This window comes from Saccharothrix saharensis, from assembly GCF_006716745.1.
Lineage (GTDB): Bacteria > Actinomycetota > Actinomycetes > Mycobacteriales > Pseudonocardiaceae > Actinosynnema > Actinosynnema saharense.
On record NZ_VFPP01000001.1, the window covers coordinates 1739156 to 1757791 of the forward strand.

The 18636-nt window shown below is 74.9% G+C and carries 16 protein-coding genes and 1 pseudogene; 4 read left to right on the forward strand and 13 right to left on the reverse strand.

Features of this window, described 5'->3' with window-relative positions; genetic code table 11:
• Window positions 1–6: 6 nt before the first annotated feature.
• From FHX81_RS06895 to FHX81_RS06925, 7 genes are read right to left on the reverse strand one after another with little or no spacing between them, the layout of a single operon-like run.
• The gene (locus tag FHX81_RS06895) at window positions 7–1437 is read right to left on the reverse strand and encodes an oligosaccharide flippase family protein (protein WP_141976151.1); all 1431 of its coding nucleotides are present in this window, start codon (window positions 1435–1437) and stop codon (window positions 7–9) included.
• Complete coding sequence (locus FHX81_RS06900) at window positions 1434–2696, reverse strand: glycosyltransferase family 87 protein (RefSeq protein ID WP_246107667.1); 1263 nt, start codon at window positions 2694–2696, stop codon at window positions 1434–1436. Before FHX81_RS06900 ends, FHX81_RS06895 begins: the two co-directional genes overlap by 4 nt.
• On the reverse strand, window positions 2690–3601 hold the full coding sequence (locus FHX81_RS06905; RefSeq protein WP_246107668.1) for a YveK family protein: 912 nt from the start codon (window positions 3599–3601) through the stop codon (window positions 2690–2692). Before FHX81_RS06905 ends, FHX81_RS06900 begins: the two co-directional genes overlap by 7 nt.
• Window positions 3601–4644 (reverse strand): glycosyltransferase, encoded by a 1044-nt coding sequence (locus tag FHX81_RS06910; RefSeq protein WP_141976153.1) that lies wholly within the window; start codon window positions 4642–4644, stop codon window positions 3601–3603. The genes FHX81_RS06905 and FHX81_RS06910 overlap by 1 nt, the downstream gene beginning before the upstream one ends.
• A gap of 1 nt (window position 4645) precedes the next feature.
• Entirely contained in the window at window positions 4646–5812 is a 1167-nt protein-coding gene (locus FHX81_RS06915) for an O-antigen ligase family protein (protein ID WP_141976155.1), read from the reverse strand.
• Window positions 5809–6762, reverse strand: a complete 954-nt coding sequence (locus FHX81_RS06920) for a polysaccharide deacetylase family protein (protein ID WP_141976157.1) — start codon at window positions 6760–6762, stop codon at window positions 5809–5811. Before FHX81_RS06920 ends, FHX81_RS06915 begins: the two co-directional genes overlap by 4 nt.
• Complete coding sequence (locus tag FHX81_RS06925; protein WP_141976159.1) at window positions 6759–7583, reverse strand: hypothetical protein; 825 nt, start codon at window positions 7581–7583, stop codon at window positions 6759–6761. The genes FHX81_RS06920 and FHX81_RS06925 overlap by 4 nt, the downstream gene beginning before the upstream one ends.
• Before the next feature lie 230 nt (window positions 7584–7813).
• Here FHX81_RS06925 and FHX81_RS06930 point away from each other — a divergent pair, with 230 nt between their 5' ends.
• Entirely contained in the window at window positions 7814–8452 is a 639-nt protein-coding gene (locus FHX81_RS06930; protein WP_141976161.1) for an SAM-dependent methyltransferase, read from the forward strand.
• Here FHX81_RS06930 and FHX81_RS06935 read toward each other — a convergent pair.
• The 3 genes from FHX81_RS06935 to FHX81_RS06945 form a co-directional block, all read right to left on the reverse strand.
• Window positions 8445–9350, reverse strand: coding sequence for a phenylalanine 4-monooxygenase (locus FHX81_RS06935; protein ID WP_141976163.1), 906 nt, complete (start codon window positions 9348–9350; stop codon window positions 8445–8447). The two genes, FHX81_RS06930 and FHX81_RS06935, sit on opposite strands and share 8 nt — an antisense overlap.
• Before the next feature lie 106 nt (window positions 9351–9456).
• Complete coding sequence (locus FHX81_RS06940; RefSeq protein ID WP_141976165.1) at window positions 9457–10329, reverse strand: NAD-dependent protein deacetylase; 873 nt, start codon at window positions 10327–10329, stop codon at window positions 9457–9459.
• 9 nt (window positions 10330–10338) lie between these two features.
• Window positions 10339–11388, reverse strand: coding sequence for a LacI family DNA-binding transcriptional regulator (locus tag FHX81_RS06945; RefSeq protein ID WP_141976167.1), 1050 nt, complete (start codon window positions 11386–11388; stop codon window positions 10339–10341).
• 68 nt (window positions 11389–11456) lie between these two features.
• Here FHX81_RS06945 and FHX81_RS06950 point away from each other — a divergent pair, with 68 nt between their 5' ends.
• Together FHX81_RS06950 and manD are read left to right on the forward strand one after the other, a co-directional pair.
• Window positions 11457–13394 carry a glycoside hydrolase 5 family protein gene (locus FHX81_RS06950; protein WP_141976169.1) on the forward strand — a complete coding sequence of 646 codons (1938 nt, stop codon included), beginning with the start codon at window positions 11457–11459 and terminating at the stop codon, window positions 13392–13394.
• Window positions 13391–14620 carry a D-mannonate dehydratase ManD gene (gene manD, locus FHX81_RS06955; protein ID WP_141976172.1) on the forward strand — a complete coding sequence of 410 codons (1230 nt, stop codon included), beginning with the start codon at window positions 13391–13393 and terminating at the stop codon, window positions 14618–14620. Before FHX81_RS06950 ends, manD begins: the two co-directional genes overlap by 4 nt.
• A 239-nt stretch (window positions 14621–14859) precedes the next feature.
• On the opposite strand, the gene FHX81_RS40345 is transcribed toward manD, so the two are convergent.
• The 3 genes and pseudogenes from FHX81_RS40345 to FHX81_RS06965 form a co-directional block, all read right to left on the reverse strand.
• Entirely contained in the window at window positions 14860–15009 is a 150-nt protein-coding gene (locus FHX81_RS40345) for a hypothetical protein (RefSeq protein ID WP_170231961.1), read from the reverse strand.
• A 19-nt stretch (window positions 15010–15028) separates the two neighbouring features.
• Window positions 15029–15286, reverse strand: a pseudogene (locus FHX81_RS42960) (serine hydrolase); the annotation flags it as partial.
• A gap of 141 nt (window positions 15287–15427) precedes the next feature.
• Window positions 15428–17626, reverse strand: a complete 2199-nt coding sequence (locus FHX81_RS06965) for a M20/M25/M40 family metallo-hydrolase (protein ID WP_141976174.1) — start codon at window positions 17624–17626, stop codon at window positions 15428–15430.
• A 65-nt stretch (window positions 17627–17691) separates the two neighbouring features.
• Between FHX81_RS06965 and FHX81_RS06970 the strand changes: the two genes are divergently transcribed.
• Complete coding sequence (locus tag FHX81_RS06970; protein ID WP_141976176.1) at window positions 17692–18633, forward strand: GNAT family N-acetyltransferase; 942 nt, start codon at window positions 17692–17694, stop codon at window positions 18631–18633.
• Window positions 18634–18636: the final 3 nt, after the last annotated feature.

Below are 18636 nucleotides of genomic sequence, written 5' to 3' on the forward strand. Positions count from 1 at the left end.
CCACCCTCACCGGCGCACCACCTCCCGGTTCGCCACCAGCACGACCACGCCGCACACCACCGCCAACACGACCCCTTCACCGAGCGCGGCCACCACCGAGCCGGGTGGCCCGAACACGTCACCGACCGAGGACGACACCGCCGCGCAGCAGCCCGCCGCCGCGACCACCCCGACGCCACCGCGGGCCAGGGCGGGCAGCGGCGGGCCGATCCCCCGCCGCGCCAACGCCCACCACGTGCACGGCACGAGCAGCCACGCCGCGGCGACCTGGACCACCGCGACCGCCACCACGCCGTGCCGGGTGGCCAGGAGCAGCCCGCCGACCAGCAGCACCAGGTGGGTCACCTCCAGCGCCAGGTAGCGGCGGGCGTGCCCGGCGGCCTTGAGCACCTGGTACCACACGTGCAGCAGGCCGATCCCCAAGCCGTACAGGCACAGCAGCGCCAGCGGCACGGCCGCGTCAGACCACCGCGCGCCGAACACCACGACCCGGTCGGCCACCGCCGCCGTCACCGCGTACAGCCCGCCGGTCACCGCGAGGACCGCCGCGGTGGCCCGTCCGACCACTTCGGACAGCGGTTCCCCGTCCCGGACCAGCTTGGCGCACAACGGCAGCACCACTCCGCCGATGACGACCGCGACGAGGATGTACGGCACCCAGGCGATCCGGTACGCCAACGAGTACACGCCGACCGCCTCCGGCCCGTGCACCCGCGCGATGGCCAGGTAGTCCAGGTTGATCAGCAGCACCGCGACCAGCGCGCCCGGCCCGACCAGCGCGATCCACCGCACCGCCTCGGCCGCCGCGTCCGCGTCCCACGCGGGCCGCACCCGCACGCCCACCACGACGCCCAGCACGGGTTGCGCGACCGCCGTGCACAGCAGGCCGATCACGAGCGAGTGCGGTCCGGCGCCGGCCACCGCGAGCGCGATCGTCACCGCCGCGCCGAGCACCGCGCCGCCCGCGTCGGGCAGCAGCCGACGCCGGAAGTCGAGGTCCCGGTGCAGCAGCCCCATCTGCACGCCGGCCACCGCCGAGAACGGCAGGCTCACCGCCGCCAGCCGCAGCAGCGGCGCCGCCGACGGCGCGTCCAGCGCGTGCGCGACGCCGTCGGCCGCGAGCACGAGTCCCGCCGCCAGCACCGCGCCGGTGCCCGCGCTGAGCACGAGCAACGTGCCGGCCATGCGGCGCGGGTCGCGCCCGGTGCGGCTGACCACGTCGTAGACGCCCATCGACTGGATCACCTGGCCGATGTTGACCAGCGCCACGGCCAGCGCCACCAGCCCCAGGCCCTCCTCGGTGAGGAACGCGGCCAGCACCAGCGTGACGGCCATCTGGCTGCCCTTGCCGACCAGGTTGACCAGGAACAGCCACAGCGAGCCGCGCACGGCCCGCCGGCCGACCGGTGTCACGTCCGGACCGTGCCGAGGGGTCACGTCCGGACCGTGCCGACGGCCGAGCACCGGCGGGTCGCCGCGAACACCGCCGCCAACGCCCACGCCGCCACGACGGCGACGCCGTCGACCGTCACGTCGACCCGTGCGCTCGACACCTCCCGGACGGCCTCGCTGACGAAGTGCAGGTGCGCGAACGGGACCAGCAGCAGCACCACCGACAGCCCGAGCCGCCAGTCGCGCTCGCACTTGCGCCGCCACCACACCACGCACACCGCCACCAGCGACGGCACGGCGATCAGCACGTCACCGGGCTGGTGCACGATGGCGGCCACCACCGCCAGGCACGTCAGCAGGTCCGCGGCGGCGGGCTGGCCCATCCGGTCCAGCCGGCGCACCAGCACCGCGCTCGCCACCAGCACGCCCGCCAGCGCCAGCGGTTCCGCGCCTCCCGGCAGCCAGCCCGTGACGCGGTAGAACACGGCCGCGGCGTCGACCCGCTGCGCCGTCATCGAGTCCACCGCCCCGTACGCGGTCTCGCCCGCGTGCGCCAGGTTCACCGCGATGACGTCCAGGAACGGACCCACCCCGCCGCCGCGCACCACCAGCGGCACCACCGCGACCGTGCTCGCGAGCGCCGCCACCGCCGTGCCGGTCACCGCCACCCGCTGCGACCCGCGCACGAAAAGCAGCACCGCGAGCGGCAGGCCGAACTGCGGCTTGAGCCACGCCAGGGCCAGCGCGACCGCCGCCCACTTCGGCGCGTCGCGGCGGGCCAGCAACGCGCCCGCCGCGCCGACCGCGATCAGCGGGTTCACCTGGCCGACGTACAGCTGCGCCTTGCCGACCTGGCTGAGCACGAGCAGGGTCGCGATCACCGCGGTGCCCAGGGCGAGCGGCACGTGAGGGCGCAACCGGCCGGCGGCGAGCACCGCCAGGGCGACCAGCAGCACCAGGGACGCCAGCGTGAACGCCACCGCGCCGACCCGGTAGCCCGGCAGCGCGAACGGCGCGTGCAGCACCAGGTGGTAGGGCTGGTAGAGGTTGAAGGCCTGCCGCACCGGCCAGTGCTCGAACATCGTCGCCGGCAGGTACGGGTTGCCGCCCGCCAGGAACTCGCGGATCGGGAAGTACAGCGCGTCCCGGAAGTCCTGGAGGCGTTCCTCGGGCAGGTTGGCCCACGTGGGGACCGGCGCCTGCCACGACGGGCGCAGCGCGCGCCACGCCGCCGCCGCGCCGAGCACCGCCGCCAGCGCGGTGAGCAGCCGCGCCTTGTCCTTCACCACCGCGGTCTTCAGCACGTCACCACCGCCACCAGGGTCGCCGTGGCCGGCAGCGCGCCGACCACCGTCGCCAGCTCGTCCTGCGGTCCGCCGTCCGGCACGACCGCGATCACCGCGTCACCGTCGGCGGGCTCGCCGGTCTTGTCCGGCAGCTCCGCGGCCAGCTCCTCGGCGCGTTCGGCCAGGCCCGGCACCACGGCGACCACGCGCGCGGGCCGTGCCGACGCCTCGCACAGCAGCGCCAGCCGTCGCGCCAGGTCCGGGTCGTCGTCGGGCAGCACGGCCACCGGTCGTCGCACGCCACCGGCGGTGAGCGCGGCGCGCACCAGGTCGCGCGGCCGGGTCCGGCGCAGGTGTCCGACGGCGTGCGCGGCCAGGCCCGCCAGCACGCCGGCGATCAGCGCGAGGCCGTAGGCCAGCGGGCGGTCCGGTGCGACCTGCGTGGTCTCGGGCCGGTCGAGCAGGCGCAGCCGGGCGACGGGCGCGAACAGGCCGGCGTCCACCACGGTCTGCGCGATCCGGGTCGCGGCCTGCGCGGCCCGGTCGGCGGTGTCGGCCCGGACCGACAGCCGCGCCAGGCCGGACGCGGGCACGAGTTCCACGGACACGCGGCGCGCCAGGTCGTCGGCGGTGGTGCCCAGCTCGTCGGCCGCCGCCCGCAGCACCGTGGGGGTGCGGGCGACCTCGACCAGCGCGGGCAGCGACAGGGCGACCACCTCGCCGAAGCCGCCGGGCGGTGGCTGTTCCGGGTCGCCGACGGCCGGGACGGCGAGCAGACCGACGCGGCTCTCGTACTCCTTGCCCGCCACTTCGACGGCCACCACCACGGCGACCGCGACCAGCAGCGCGACCGCGACGCTGAACGCCAGGGGGCGCTTCAGGACGTCCGGGACGCGCAGGTCGCGCAACACGCTCAGATCCATCAGGACGCTCCTATCGCGGTGCGCAGCAGTTCGTCGTAGGACCGCATCAGCAGACGCGGGTCGTGCTCGCGGTGCACGGACGCCAGGCCTTCCTCGGCCAGTCGGGCACGCGCTCCGGGGTCGAACAGCAGCGACCTCAGCGCGTCGGCCGTCGCGCCCGGGTCGCGGCGCGGCACCACCAGCCCGCCGCCACCGGCCAGCGCCTGCCGCACGCCGTCCACGTCGGTCGCGACCACGGGACGCCCGGCGGCCAGCGACTCCAGCACCGCGACCGGCATGCCCTCCCAGTCGCTGGTGAGCACGGTGACGTCGGCGGCGGCGAGCAGGTCGGGCACGTCGCACCGGTTGCCCAGGAACCGGACCCGGTCGGAGATGCCCAGCTCGGCGGCGCGCTGCCGCAGCTCGTCGCGGAGGCTGCCGTCGCCCGCGAGCCACAGCACGGCGTCGTCGTCCACCTTCGCCCACGCCTCCAGCAGCACGTCGTGCCGCTTCTGGGGTTCCAGCCGGGCCGGGCACAGCGCGACCGGCGCGTCCGGCGCGACGCCGTGCACCGCGCGGACCGCGGTGCGGTCCACCCGTTCGGGTTGCGGGAACACCGCGTTCGGGATCACCACCGGGTCGGGCAGGCCCGCCGCGCGCAGCCGGTCGGCGGTGGCGTCGGCGACCGCGACGACCGTGCGGGAGGTGTGCTTGAGGATGCGCGCCGCGCCGGTGTAGTCGGTGTCCGCGACGCCGTGGAACACCGTCAGCAGCGGCAGTTTCCGCGGCAGCGCGGCCAGGCGCGCGACGAGGCTGGCGGACACGTTGTGCGCCAGCACGACCTGCGGCCGGAAGGTGCGGATCGCGGCCTTGGTGGCCGTGGTCGCGCGCAGCACACCGGTCGCCCTGCGCTGGGCCACCGGCACGGTGAACGTCGGCACGCCGCACGCGCGCAACGCCTCGGCCCGGTGCCCGCCGCCGCTGGCCACGGCCGACTGCCAGCCGTAGTGGGCGCCGGAGCGGGCCATCCCGGCGACGAGCGCTTCGGCGCCGCCGGTTCCCATCTCACTGATCACGTGGAGCACACGCAACGTCGCTCGTCCTCCTCAGACGCAGGTCGGCCGCGGCCACGACCGCGACCAGCGACCACAACGGCAGGTAGTACTGCTGGGACAGGAAGGTCGAGGCGACCACGACGGCGATCAGGGAGGCCTGCACGGCGAGGACCGGCATCGGGTCGGGGGTGGTGCGGCGCACGCGTTCGCTGACGACGGCGGTGAGCGCCAGGAGCGCGACGAACAGGGCGAAGCCGGGCACGCCCAGTTCGGCCGCGACCTCCAGGTACATGTTGTGCGCCACCGGGCTCTGCTCGTCGATCTCGGCGTTGCGGGAGGCGGCCGGGTAGCCCTCGCGGAACCCGCCCGGTCCGACGCCGAGGGCGGGGTGGTCGGCGACCATCCGCGCGGCGGCCTGCCAGCGCAGCTCGCGGGTGTCCACGTTGGTCCCGGCGACGTGGGTCTTCTCCCGCACCGCCCGGTCCAGCTCCGGGCCGGCGAACAGCACGGCGGCGACGCCGAGCACGGCCAGCGCGGCCACTCCGCCCGCCAGCGCCCGCAGCGGCAGCGCGCGGCGGGCCAGCAGCCACGCCACGGCGGCGGTGAGGGCGAGCGCGCCGCCCCGGGAGAACGTGGCCGCCGCGCCGGCCGCGAGGACGACGGCCGCCACGGCGGTCAGGGCGCGGTGGCGCAGGGCGACCAGCAGCGGCAGCGCGGCGACGAGGAAGTAGGCGAGGTCGTTCGGGTCCTCCAACGGGCCGGCGGCCCGCGTCTGCCCTTCGGCGACCATGCCGAGCAGCGCGCCCACGGCGGCGACGACGGCGCCCGCCACGCTCGCGGCGAGCACCGCGCGGACCGGCACCTCGCGGGACACGACGTCGATCAGCACCACGGCGACCACCAGGAACGGCAGCCAGCGCAGGGCGTACCCGGTCGCGTACGGGCCGCCCGCGTGCACCGCCCAGGACGCGAGCAGCACGACCGCGAGCGCGGCGAGGACCAGGTGCGCGGGGTGCGGCTCGGGGGCCCGGCGTTGCCGCACGCGCACGACGGCCCAGGTGGCGACGAGCAGCGCGGGCGGCACCTTGGCCAGGTGGCCGTGGACCTGCAGCAGGTAGCCCTCCAGCGGCGCGACGAACACCGTCGTGCAGGTCAGGGCCCGCACCAGCCAGGTCATCCGCCGCACCGCGCCAGCAGGTCCGGGTCGTGCTCGCGCAGGCCCGCGTCCAGCCGGTCGACGTGCGCGCCGGTGCCGACGACCTCGAAGTGGTGCGCCCGCAGCGCGCCGAGCACCCAGCCCAGGAACTCGACCTTCCGCGCGCCGGGCACCGCCATGCCGGGGAAGAACTCCATGCCGGGCGCCTCGGCCGCGCCGAGCACGTCCGTGGGGTGCAGCAGCAGCGACGGCTGGACGCCACGCGCCCGGCACAACCGCAGCGCCGCGGTGAAGTGGGCGCGGGCCAGCCGCGGCGAGAGCTGGTGCAGTTGCAGCAGGTACGAGCCGTGGATGGGGACGCGCAGCAGCGGCATGGTGGTGACCGGCAGCTCGACCAGGCCCGCGCCGACGCGCCAGCGGTAGGCGCGGTTGGGCGCGCGGACGCGGGCGAAGCCGCCGAACAGGTCGCGTTCGCCGCCGGTCGGCGCGGTGCGGTTGTGGTAGGCGCGGGCCAGCGGGCCGATCCAGGTGGGCAGGGTGCTGGCGTCGTAGCGGTAGCCGCGTTCGGCGAGCAGTTCGAGCAGGTCCCGGGTGACGCTGTAGCCGGGGCCGCGGAAGCCGGTCGGCCGGGGCGCGCCCGCGGCGACGAGGGCGTCCTCGGTGCGGGCGAGTTCGGCTTCGAGCCGGTCGCGGGTGTAGCGGTGCAGCCAGGGTTCGTGGCCGTAGGAGTGGTTTCCGATCTCGTGGCCGGCGGCGACGATGTCGGCGACGGCCCGCGCGCCGTCGTCCCGCTCGGCGTCCGCGCCGACGACGAACACGGTGGTGGTGAGGTCGTGCGCGCCGAAGACGTCGAGCAGGCGCGGCACGGCGGTGCCCAGGAAGCTCGGGCGGCGTTCCCACTCGGGGTCGCCGTGGGTCTTGAGGTAGGCCCAGAGGTTGTCGAGGTCGAGGGAGACGCTGGCGGTGTTCACCGGGCCGCCTCCGCCGGGGTCCTGGCGAAGCGGTCGGCGTAGCCGAGCAGCAGCACGCCGCACACGACGAGCCCGACGCCCAGCGCCACCCACCACTCGCGGCCGGGTGTGATCCGGTCGCCGAGGGCGGCGATGCCGATGATCGAGGTGAGCACGACGGTGGTGGCGTCCATGGTGGCCACGGTCGAGGTGGCCGAGCCGCGGCGCAGGGCCAGCGCGAGGTAGGACTGGCCGACGAGCGCGGCGGCGACCATCAGCCACGTCAACGGGTACAGCGGGAGGGTGGGCAGCGGTTCGTCGGCCAGGGTGCGGCTGGTGATGGCCACCACGGCGAACGCCAGGCCGGCGAGCGCGGCGAGCGGCACGACGCCGCCGATCCGCCGCTGCACCAGGACGAGCGCGATCACGGGGAGTCCGAACAGGACGATGCCGAGCCCCTGGGGCACGTCGTGCGCGGCCGAGGGGGTTGCCGCCGCGACGAGCAGCACCAGCCCGGTCGCCATCACCACGAGCACCACGACCTCGATCGCGCGGACCCGCCAGCCGAGCACGGCGATGCCGAACAGGGTCGCGAGGCCCACCGCGCACGACGACCCGGCCTGGACCAGGTAGAGGGGCAGCCGGGCGCGGGCCAGGAACGCCAGCGCGAACCCGCCGACCTGGCCCGCGAAACCGAGCAGGTACAGCCGGTCGCGGGCGAGCCGGGCGAGCAGCCCCAGCCCGCCGCCGCCTTCGCCGGCGCGACGGGACGCGATCGACTGGGCGACGACGCCCAGCGCGTACAGCACCGCGGAGGCGGCGAGTTCGAGGTAGCCAGTCACGCGACCCTTCCCTGGAGATGACGGCCCGTGGAGACAGCCGGCGCGCGGAAGCGGTCGGTGTGGTCCCGATATCGGAAGGGCAGCGTAGGACCCGCAGGTCCGCGCCACGTTCGAGCGATAGGCGACTACCCGATCGAGCGATCTTGCTGATCACGCAACGACATCCGGGCGAGTTGCCGGTTCGGCAACTTTCTTTGCCGGACGACCGGTGCCGCCCGCAGGATCGAGGCATGAACGCGACTGAGGAGTACTGGGAGACCTTCTACCGCGACCGGGACCAGGTCTGGACCGGCAAGCCCAACGAGCTGCTGGTCCGCGAGGTCGCGCACCTGGAGCCGGGCACGGCGCTGGACCTGGGCTGCGGTGAGGGCGGCGACGCGTTGTGGTTGGCCGAGCAGGGCTGGCGGGTGACCGCGGTCGACGTGTCCGCCGTCGCCCTGGCCAGGGGTGCGGCCCGGGCGGTCGAGCGGGGTGTGGCCGCGCGGGTCGACTGGCAGCGGCACGACCTGGCGCGGTCGTTCCCGACCGGGTCGTTCGACCTGGTGTCGGCGCAGTTCCTGCACTCGTCCGTGGCCGGCGAGGGTGAGCGGGAGGGCATCCTGGCGCGGGCGGCCGGGGCGGTGGCGCGCGGTGGTGTGCTGCTGGTGGTGGGACACGCGGGCTGGCCGACGTTCCTTCGGGACAACCCGCCGGTGGACGTGGTGTTCCCGACCAACGCCGACGTGCTGGCGTCGCTGCGCCTCGGCCCGGAGTGGGTGGTGGAGGTGGACGAGTCGGTCGAGCGGGAGCTGACCGGCCCCGACGGCGAGCACGGGACGCGCTCGGACATCGTGTTGCGCTTGAGGCGCGGCCAGGACGGGGTCAGGTGACCGCGCCGCGCTCGTGCAGCGCGGGCAGGCGCAGGCGGTCGCGGGTGGTGTCGTCGAACCCGTCCAGGAAGTCGTGCAGCGCGTCGGCGAGGTGGTCCAGCGAGCGCATCGCGTACAGCACCGGCTGGTACCCGGCCGCCGTGTAGGCGGTGTCCGCGACGCGTTCGACGGACCACGGCCTGATCTCGGCGCGGTGCAGCCGGCCCAGTTCGCCGTACGAGGACAGCAGCGCGGCCCCGTACGCCCTCGGCCGTCCCCGCTCGTGCGCGACGCCGTACTCCAGGGTGAACCAGTACACGCGGCTGATCAGGTCGAGGGCGTCCGCGCTGTCCACTCGGGACGCCGCCGCGCCGACCAGCCGGTACAGGTCGGCGAACCAGGGCGAGGACAGGTGCGTGCCGTGGCCGTACACGTCGTGCACGACGTCGGGTTCGGGTGTGTAGAGCGGCATCGCCGGGTGCCGCACGTACTGCACCGCGTGGAAGTACCCGCGCGCCATGGCACCCAGGAACCGCTTGTCCGGTACGAGCCCGCCGGCGAGGGTGAACCGGAACCCGGTGAGCGCGTGCAGGCGGTCGCCGACCTCGGCGTGCTGCGGCACGTGGTCGGCGGGGACGGGCGCGGCGTCCCGCGCCTGCAGCACCTTCCGGCACACGGTGTCCTCTTGGACCGCCGTCAGGGCGGTGTGGACCTGTCGCCAGGTCTCGTGCTCGCGCTCGGTGTAGGTGACCGGCGGCGAGGGCGCGCCCACCTCGTGGCCCTCGGCCGCCGCCACGATCGCGTCCCGGCGGCGCAGGTACGCGGGATCGCTCAGGCCGGGGTGCCGCCGCGCGGCGCCCAACCTCCCGCCCGGCGCCACCGGCGTCCGCGCGGGCGCCTCGATGGTTTCGCTCGTCATGCACGGTGCGTACCCGGGCTGTTCCGCCGGCACACGACAGGCGGATAGCGCTCACCCCGTCAGGTGACAGAACTTTCTCGCCCAACGGTGCCCACAGGACCGCGCGTCACAGGCGGGCGAGCAGGGTGGTGAGCGCCTGGCCGAGGGGCAGGTCGACGCGGACGGTCGCGTGGACGTCGCCCCTGGTCTCGCCCTGGTTGACGATGAGGACCGGCTTGCCCGCGGCGGCGGCGTGGCGGACGAACCGCAGACCCGACATGACGGTCAGCGACGAGCCGAGCACGAGCAGCGCGTCGGCGGCGTCCACCAGCCCGTAGCACCGCTCGACCCGCGGCCGGGGCACGTTCTCGCCGAAGAACACCACGTCCGGCTTGAGCACCCCGGTGCCGCAGTCGGCGCAGTCGACCAGCCGGAACGACCGCACCTCGTGCTCGGGCAGGTCCACGTCACCGTCGGGGTTGATGCGGGTCGCGGTCGCCTCGAACGCGGGGTTGGCGGCGCGGAACCGGCGGTCGAGGTCCTCGCGGGCGCTCACCGCGCCGCAGTCCAGGCAGATCACCCGGTCGAGGCTGCCGTGCAGGTCGACCACGTCCGGTGTGCCCGCGGCCTGGTGCAGGCCGTCGACGTTCTGCGTGATGACGCCGCAGAGGTGGCCGCGGGCGTGCAGCTCGGCGACGGCGCGGTGGCCGGTGTTGGGCGCGGCGCGGGCGATGGTCCGCCAGCCGAGGTGGCTGCGCGCCCAGTACCGGCGCCGGCCCGCCTCGCCGCCGACGAACTCGTCGTAGGTCATCGGGGTGTGCTTGCGCAGGCTGCCGGACGCGCCCCGGTAGTCCGGGATGCCGGACTCGGTGGACAGCCCGGCGCCGCTGAGCACCAGCACCCGCCCGGCGGCGACCACCCGCACGACCTCGTCCAGGCTGGTCGTGCGCGGCAGCGGCGCACCGGTCGGCGTCCAGCTCAGCGTCGGCCGTGTGCGCATGTCCCCACTTTACGTGCGGTCGGGAGCCGGGCCCGTGGACTCGCGGACCACCAGCTCCGGCGGGCGCACCTCGACCGGTTCGGCGTCGACCTCCCCGAGCGAGGCGAGCAGCACGCGGGCCGCCGCGCGGCCCAGCCCGACCAGGTCCTGGCGCACGGTGGTGAGCTGGGGGTAGACCAGCTCACCGAGCGGCAGGTCGTCATGACCGATCACGGACAGCTCGCCGGGCACGTCGACGCCCAGCCGGCGGGCCGCGCTCAGGCCGGCCACGGCCATGGAGTCGTTGGCGAACAGCACGGCGGTCGGGCGGCGCCGGTCGGCCAGCAGCGCGCTGATCGCGTCCACCGCGCCGGCGGCGGTGAAGTCGGAGACGAGCGAGTGGCTGGGTGCGAGGCCGCGGGCGGCCAGGGCGTCCTCGAACACGCGCCGCCGGTGGACGGTGTGCACGCGGTCCTCGGGGCCGGACACGTAGGCGACGCGGCGGTGCCCGTGCCCGACGAGGTGGTCGACGGCCGCGCGGATGCCGCTGCCCAGGCCGGTGGCCTGCACCGACGGCACCGGGTCGGCGCGCCACGGCGTGCCGACCAGCACGGCGTTCACGCCGAGGGTCCGCAGCAGCTCGAAGCGGGTGTCGCCGATCCGGCTCTCGGTCAGCACGACGCCGTCCACCCGGCGTTCGTCGGCCAGCCTGCGGTAGGCGGCCTCCTCGGGGTCGGGTTCCCCGGGGCCGGGCTGCTCGCCGACGATGTGCAGCAGCAGGCCGTACCCGAGCGGGGACAGCTCGCCCTCGATGCCGGAGATCAGCAGGCTGAAGTGCGGGTCGGCGCTGAGCAGGTCCGGCGAGCGCTTGGCGACCATGCCGATGGCGCGGGTCTTCGCCGAGCGCAGGGCGACGGCGGCGGCGGACGGGGTCCACTGGAGCTTGCTCGCGGCGGTGAGGACGCGTTCGCGGGTGGCCGCGGAGATGCTGCCCTTGCCGTTGACGACCTTCGACACGGCCGCCACCGACACCCCGGCGAGAGCGGCGACGTCGGTGATCGTCGGCTTGCGACCTGACACCCGGCAAACGTTACACCGGTTGCGCGGCTGACCTCGACAGACGCCAGGTTAAACGATATACCTGTGCCATGCAGCGCAAGTCCGCCAGGCTCGCCGGCCCCGACACCTGGGTGGGGGTCAACCACTGGTCGCGGACGGGCGGTCCGCTGATGTGGCGCCACTACGACCCGGCCGTGGTGGACGAGGAGCTGCGGGTGATGCGCGAGCACGGGATCGGGCCGACCCGCAGCTTCTTCCACTGGCCCGACTTCATGCCGACCGAGCACTCGCTGGACGGCGAGCTGCTCACCCGCTACGACGACTTCCTCGACCGGCACCACGCGCTGGGCATGCGGACCGTCCCCACGTTCGTCGTCGGGCACATGTCCGGCCAGAACTGGGACCCGGCGTGGCGGGGCGGCCGGGGCATCTTCACCGACGCGTCGTTCCCGGACCGTCAGCGCTGGTACGTGCGCGAGCTGACCGGCCGGTGGAAGGACCACCCGGCGGTGGCGGGGTGGCTGCTGAGCAACGAGATCCCGATCTACGCCGACCGGCGGTCGCGGGGCATCGGCACGCTGGACGCGGACGCGGTGACGGCGTGGGCGGCGGCGCTGTTCTCCGAGATCCGGGCGGCGGGCGCGACGCAGCCGGTGTCGGTCGGCGACGGCGCGTGGGGCGTGGAGGTCGCCGGACTGGACAACGGCTTCCGGGTCCGCGATCCGACCCCGTTGATCGACTTCCACGGGCCGCACGTGTACCGGATGGACGACGACCAGCTGCGGCTGCACCTCGGCGCGGCGTTCGTGTGCGAGCTGCTCGACATCGGCGGCAAGCCGGTGGTCGTGGAGGAGTTCGGGGTGACGTCGGACCACGCGTCGGAGGAGAACGCCGCCCACTACTACCGGCAGGTCCTGCACACGACGTTGCCGGCGGGCGCGACCGGCTGGATACCGTGGAACAACACCGACTACGACGACCTGGCCGACCAGGAGCCGTACCGGCACCACCCGTTCGAGATGCACTTCGGGCTGACCGACTCCGCCGGGCGACCGAAGGCCCGGCTGCGGGAGGTGCGGGCGTTCACGGAGGTGTTGCGGCGCACGGACTTCGCGCGGTTGCGGCGACCGGACACCCCGATCGCGTTGCTGGTGTCGTCCTTCCTGGAAGCGCGCTACCCGTTCACGCAGCCCGAGGACGCGACGAGCGTGGTGAACAACGCGCGGCAGGCGTACATCGCGGCACGGGAGGCCGACCTGCCGGTGGGAGTGGCGCGCGAGCTGGACGGCGTGCCCGACGACTGCGCGCTGTACCTCGTGCCGTCGATGAAGCAGCTCACCGCGCCCACGTGGCGGACGTTGGTGCAGCGGGCCGAGGCGGGCGCGGTGGTCTACGCGTCGTACTTCGTCGGCGAGCACCGGACGCAGCGCGGACCGTGGTGGCCGAGGCTGGACGAGACGTTCGGCGTGGTGAAGCAGCTGCGGTACGGGCTGGTCGACCCGATCGAGGACGACGAGCTGCGGATGGTGCTCCAGCGCGACTTCGGTGGCATCGGGGCGGGCGAGGAACTGGTCTTCCGGGTCGGTGGGACGGACGGGTCCCGCGCTTTCCTGCCGGTGGTGCCGGACGGGGCGGAAGTCGTCGCGGTGAACGGGCACGGTCGGCCCGCGCTGCTGCGGCACCGGGTCGGTGACGGGTGGCTGGTGCTGTGCACCTACCCGGTGGAGCACATGGCCGCCATGACGCCCCGGGTCAACCCGGAGCCCACGTGGCGGCTGTACGCGGCGCTGGCCGAGGTGGCGGGCGTGCCGCCGCGGGTGCGGGTGGACGACCCGCTGGTGTCGACCGGGTTGATGGAGCACTCCGTCGACGGTCGGGTGTTCGCGTGGTTCGTGAGCGGGCACCCGTCACCCGTCGTGGTGAAGCCGGTGGTGGCCGGCGGGTCGCTGGCGGGGTTGGACGGCTCGCCGTGGGACGCGGTGGAGCTGGGTGCGTTCGGCGTGCTCGTCGGGGAGGTGCCGGCATGAGGATCGCGGCGGCGGAGGTCGTGGTGACGTGCCCGGGGCGGAACTTCGTCACGCTCCGGGTCACCACCGAGGACGGGATCACCGGCCTGGGCGACGCCACGCTCAACGGGCGTGAGCTGGCGGTGGAGGCGTACCTGCGGGAGCACGTCGTACCGCTGCTGGTCGGGCGGGACGCGTCGGCGATCGAGGACACCTGGCAGTACCTGTACCGGGGCGCGTACTGGCGGCGCGGCCCGGTGACGATGGCCGCGATCGCCGCCGTCGACACGGCGTTGTGGGACATCAAGGCGCGCGCGGCCGGGATGCCGCTGTACCAGTTGCTCGGCGGGGCGTGCCGGGTCGGGGCGCTGGCGTACGGGCACGCGTCCGGGCGCGACCTGCCGGAGCTGTTCGACTCGATCCGGCTGCACCTCGAACTGGGGTTCCGGGCGATCCGGGTGCAGACCGGCATCCCCGGGCTGGACACGGTGTACGGGGTGGCGGCGTCGGCGGCCGGCGGCGGTGACCGGTACGACTACGAGCCGGCGCGCCCCACCGCGTTGCCGGTGGAGGAGAGCTGGGACACCCGCGCCTACCTGCGGCACGTGCCGTCGGTGTTCGAGGCGGTGCGGTCGGAGTTCGGCCCGTCGCTGCCGCTGCTGCACGACGGGCACCACCGGATGACCCCGATCGAGGCGGCCCGGTTGGGCAAGGCGCTGGAGCCGTACGACCTGTTCTGGCTGGAGGACGCCACGCCGGGCGAGGACCAGGCGGCGTTGCGGCTGATCCGGCAGCACACCACCACGCCGCTGGCGATCGGCGAGGTGTTCAACTCGATCCACGACTACACGACGCTGCTCGGCGAGCGGTTGATCGACTACGTCCGGTCGGCGGTCACCCACACCGGTGGCGTGACGGCGTTGAAGAGGGTGCTCGACTTCGCCGCCGTGTACGGGGTGAAGTCGGGGATGCACGGGCCGACGGACATCTCGCCGGTCGGCATGGCCGCCGCGCTGCACCTGGACCTGGCCGTGCACAACTTCGGCATCCAGGAGTACATGCGGCACGCGCCGGAGACGCTGGAGGTGTTCCGGACCTCGTACACGTTCGCGGACGGCCTGCTGCACCCGTCCGACGCTCCGGGGTTGGGGGTGGAGCTGGACGTGGCCGCCGCGGCCCGGTTCCCCTACCGCGCCGCGTACCTGCCGGTGAACCGGCTGGCGGACGGAACCCTCCACGACTGGTGAGCGGCCCTGCCCGCGCCGATGGTGGAGTTCGCCGGGACCTGGCGGCGGACCCCGAACGTCGTCTGCTCGCGGACGCGGGAGCAGGCGGGGCCGAACGCGACGATCGTGCGCTGGCGGAGGTGCGGGCGTTCCGTGAGCGGCGAGCGGTGCCCTGGTGGTGGGCGGCCCGGAGCGGGGCCGCACCTGCGCGCGTTCCCCCGGCTTCGGGGGAACTGCGGCGGTGGCGGTGGCCGGGGTGGTCAGGGCCCGACCCTCGGCGCGGTCAGCGTGACGCCCTCCTGGCGGACCTCCACCGCGTCGTCGGTGAACGTGAGCTCGCAGCTCAGGTCGACCACGCGGAACCGGCCGTCGGGCAACGGGGACAGCGGCAGCGGCGGTTGGGCCACCACGGTCGCGGGTGTGCGCGAGCAGGTGCCGCAGGGTGATCACGGTCCGCCGCCCGCCGGTCTCCGGCACGCGCCACGACGTCAGGTACGCGTGGATGTCCTCGTCGAGGTCCAGCACTCCCTGGTCGACCAGCCGCAGCGCCCCGAACGCGGCGACGTGCTTGCTGATCGACGCGGCTTGGAAGGGCGTGCGCGGACCGGCGCCGAAGCCGCCCGCCCAGTGCCCCTCGCCGTCCCGGCGCACCGCCACGCTGACCGCCGGCACGTCGTACAGCCGCATCAGGTCGACCAGGTCCACCCGGTCCGGCGACGGGTGCCGCCACCCCGACTGCCGTTCCAGCGCGGTCAGCACCTCGGACCACTCGTCCGGTCGCGCCACGACACCACCCCCGGCGTCCACCGTAGCGGCGGCCGGAACCGGTCAGAGCCGGAACGCGGCGCGCACCACCGCGCCGTCGAACGGCCGGTTCCCGGACTGGACCGGCATGGCGTCCGGCGGGCGCGGGCCGACCAGCGACGCCGCTTCGGCGGGCAGCCCCACCCACTGGTCGGCCACCGCCACCTCCAGCGGCGCGCCGGGGTCGAGGTCGCAGGTGATCTCCCGGCTGACCGGTCCGTACAGCTCGAACGCCGAGCCGGGCAGGTCGGCCGCACCGAGGCGGCAGCCGCGCAGGCCCCGGTCGGACAGCTCCACGTGCGTCCGCCACGCCCGCCCGGTCGGCGTGACGCGGAACGTCACGGTCCGCACCGACGCGTCGGCGGAGGTCACCAGCGTCGCGGTGGGCGCGGGCAGGGCCAGGTCGGGCGCGTCGGCCCGCATCATCGGCTGCGCGGACACCGGGTGGGCCGACGCCACCCGTTCCGGGTCCTGCCCCAGCACCCGCGAGGTCCACTCGTCGGGCTCGGGGTCGGCGGACAGCCAGCTCGACCGGCCGCCGTCGGCGTCCTGGAGGTAGATCAGCGAGTCGGGACGCGGCTCGTCCGGCGCGAAGCCGAACCGCGCGGTGCCCACCGCGAGCAACGCCACCGCGACCGCCGTGACGCCGAGCGCGGGCCACCACGAGCCCGTGGACAGCAACGGCAGCAGCAGCACGCCCGCCAGCACGCCGAAGACCACCGCCACCGCGCTCAACGGCATGCCCAGCGCCACCGCCATCGTGCCGACCAGCGGCGGGAAGATCGCCGCCGCCACCAGCGGCGGCAGGAACGCGGCCCGCGTCGTCCACAAGGCGGGCAGGCCGGCCAGCAGCGTCCACTGGAACAGGAAGCTCGCGCCCGGCACCGCCACCACGGACACCGCCAGCAGCACGGCCGTCACCACCAGCACCCCGGCGACCACCTCGTCCACCGACCACCGCCGCGCCACGCGGGCCGCCGCGACCAGCGCCGCCAACCCCAGCACGCAGAACCCGGCCACGAACCAGCCCCGCTCGTGCGGCTCCGACAGCGCCAGGAAACCCAACCCCGGTCGCACCGCCGCCACCAGCAGCCACGCCCCGAACGACACGGCGCCCGCCACGACCACCGCGCCGACCGCCACCCCGGCCACCGCCGCCACGCCCCGCCACCGCAGACGTCCCCGACGCGCACCCGGCACCAGCAGCGCCGCCAGGGCCGACACCGTGAGGACGGCCAGCACCACGGCGAGCCACGTCGGGTACCGCACGAGCACGCGCGAGAACAGGTCGAAGTACACCGCGTCGCCGCCGCGCACCCGCAGGTCTCGGTCGCCCAACGCCCGCACGAGGCCCACCATCGTCTCGCCGTGGTGCTGCAGGCTGCCCCGGTCCAACCGCTCCACGTCGTCGTACGGCGAGTGGTAGTCGCGCACGTGCTCGATGAACGCGCTGTTCAGCCCTCGTGCGCCCGCTTCCTGGAACACGGTGAAGTCGCTGTAGTTCGGCATCCGCCGGTACACCTCGTAGGCGAAGGAGTTCGCGATCGGCCTGCTGCTCGCCCCGCCGAACGCCGACACGAACGGCGCGTTGTCCGCCCCCGTCTGGAACATCCACACCGGCCCGCCGCTGCCCCGCGCCTCCCAGTTCAGCACCGCGCCGACCCCGTCGACCCCGTTGCGCCGCACGTAGGCCTGCGCGCCGAGCGTCCCGGCCTCCTCGCCGTCGGTGAACAGGAACACCACGTCGTTGCGCACACCGCCGCCGGACGTCAACGCCCGCAGCGCCTCCAGCATCGCCGCCACCGCCGCGCCGTCGTCGGCCGCGCCCGGGCCGGTCGGCACGGAGTCGTGGTGCGCGACCAGCAGCAACGCCTTGCCGCCGCTCACCGACGGGTCCGTGCCGCGCACGCGGGCCACGACGTTGTGGGTGGTGGCGACCCGGAGCACGCCCCGCCACGGCCGGACCACGTCGTCGGACTCCACCGCCACCTCGGCGCCGAAGCCGCGGGCGGTGTCGGCGATGTAGTCGCGGACGCGCTCGTTGTCCGCCGACCCGATCGGGTGCGGCCGTTGCGCGACGGCCCGCAGGTGCGGCTCGGCGCGGCCGGCGGCGAACTCCGCCGGCGGGGCGTCCGCCACCGGCGCGGGCGGGCGGAACGCGAGCACGGCCAGCACACCCACCACGGCGATCACCGTGAGCGGGACCAACACCCGGCGGATCATCGGCAGACCCTACTCCGGCGGAAACACGTTCGACAGGGCCCGGAGCGCGGCGCACCATGTGCGCCATGAACGCCCTGCCCGCCGGCCTCACCGTCCGGTCACCACACCCGGACGACGCCGAACCCATCCTCGGCCTGGTGCACGCCTACACCACGGCGGTGATCGGGTTCGCCGACTACACGCTCGACGACATGCGCGACGAGCTGTCCCGCCCGGGCTTCGACCTGGCGCGCGACGCGTGGCTGGTGCTCGACGCGGCGGGCGCGCCGGTCGGGTACGCGACGGCGAACGGCAAGAGCGGCAGCGACCAGGTCGACGTCGACGTGGTGTCGGCCGACCCGGCGGTCGCGGACTGGCTGTTCACCAGGGTGCTGGACCGGGCGCGGGAGATCGGGCGCGCGGGCGGGCACGAGGAGGTGACCGTGGACCAGGGCGTCTACCGGGACGACACGGCGTTGCGGGCCCGGGTGGCGGCCCTGGGGTTCGCGGCGGCGACCACGTTCCACCGGATGCGGATCGACCACGTCGGCGCCGTGCCGCCGCCCGCGCCCGTGCCGGGGCTGGTGCTGCGGCAGGGCGTGCGCGAGGACGTGCGGCGGGTCGCGCACGAGGTGTGGAACGCGTCGTTCGACGGGCACTTCGGGTTCGTGCCGAAGCCGTACGGGCAGTGGCACGCCGAGCTGGAGGCCAGGTCCACCTTCGACTGGCCGGGCCTGTGGCTGGCCGAGCTGGACGGGCGGCCCGCCGGGTTCCTGGCGTGGACCGACCAGTTCGCCGACGAGAAGTGCGGGTACGTCGGCCACCTGGGCGTGGTGCCGGAGGCGCGGGGCCGCGGCGTGGCGAAGCACCTGCTGGGGCACGCGTTCCACCTGGACGCCGCCGCCGGCCGGGTCGGCACGATCCTGCACGTCGACTCGAACAACCCGACGCCCGCGCTGACCCTGTACGAGTCGGTGGGGATGCGGCCGGTGCTGGTCATCGACGTGTGGCGGGTCCGCGTCGCGTGAGGG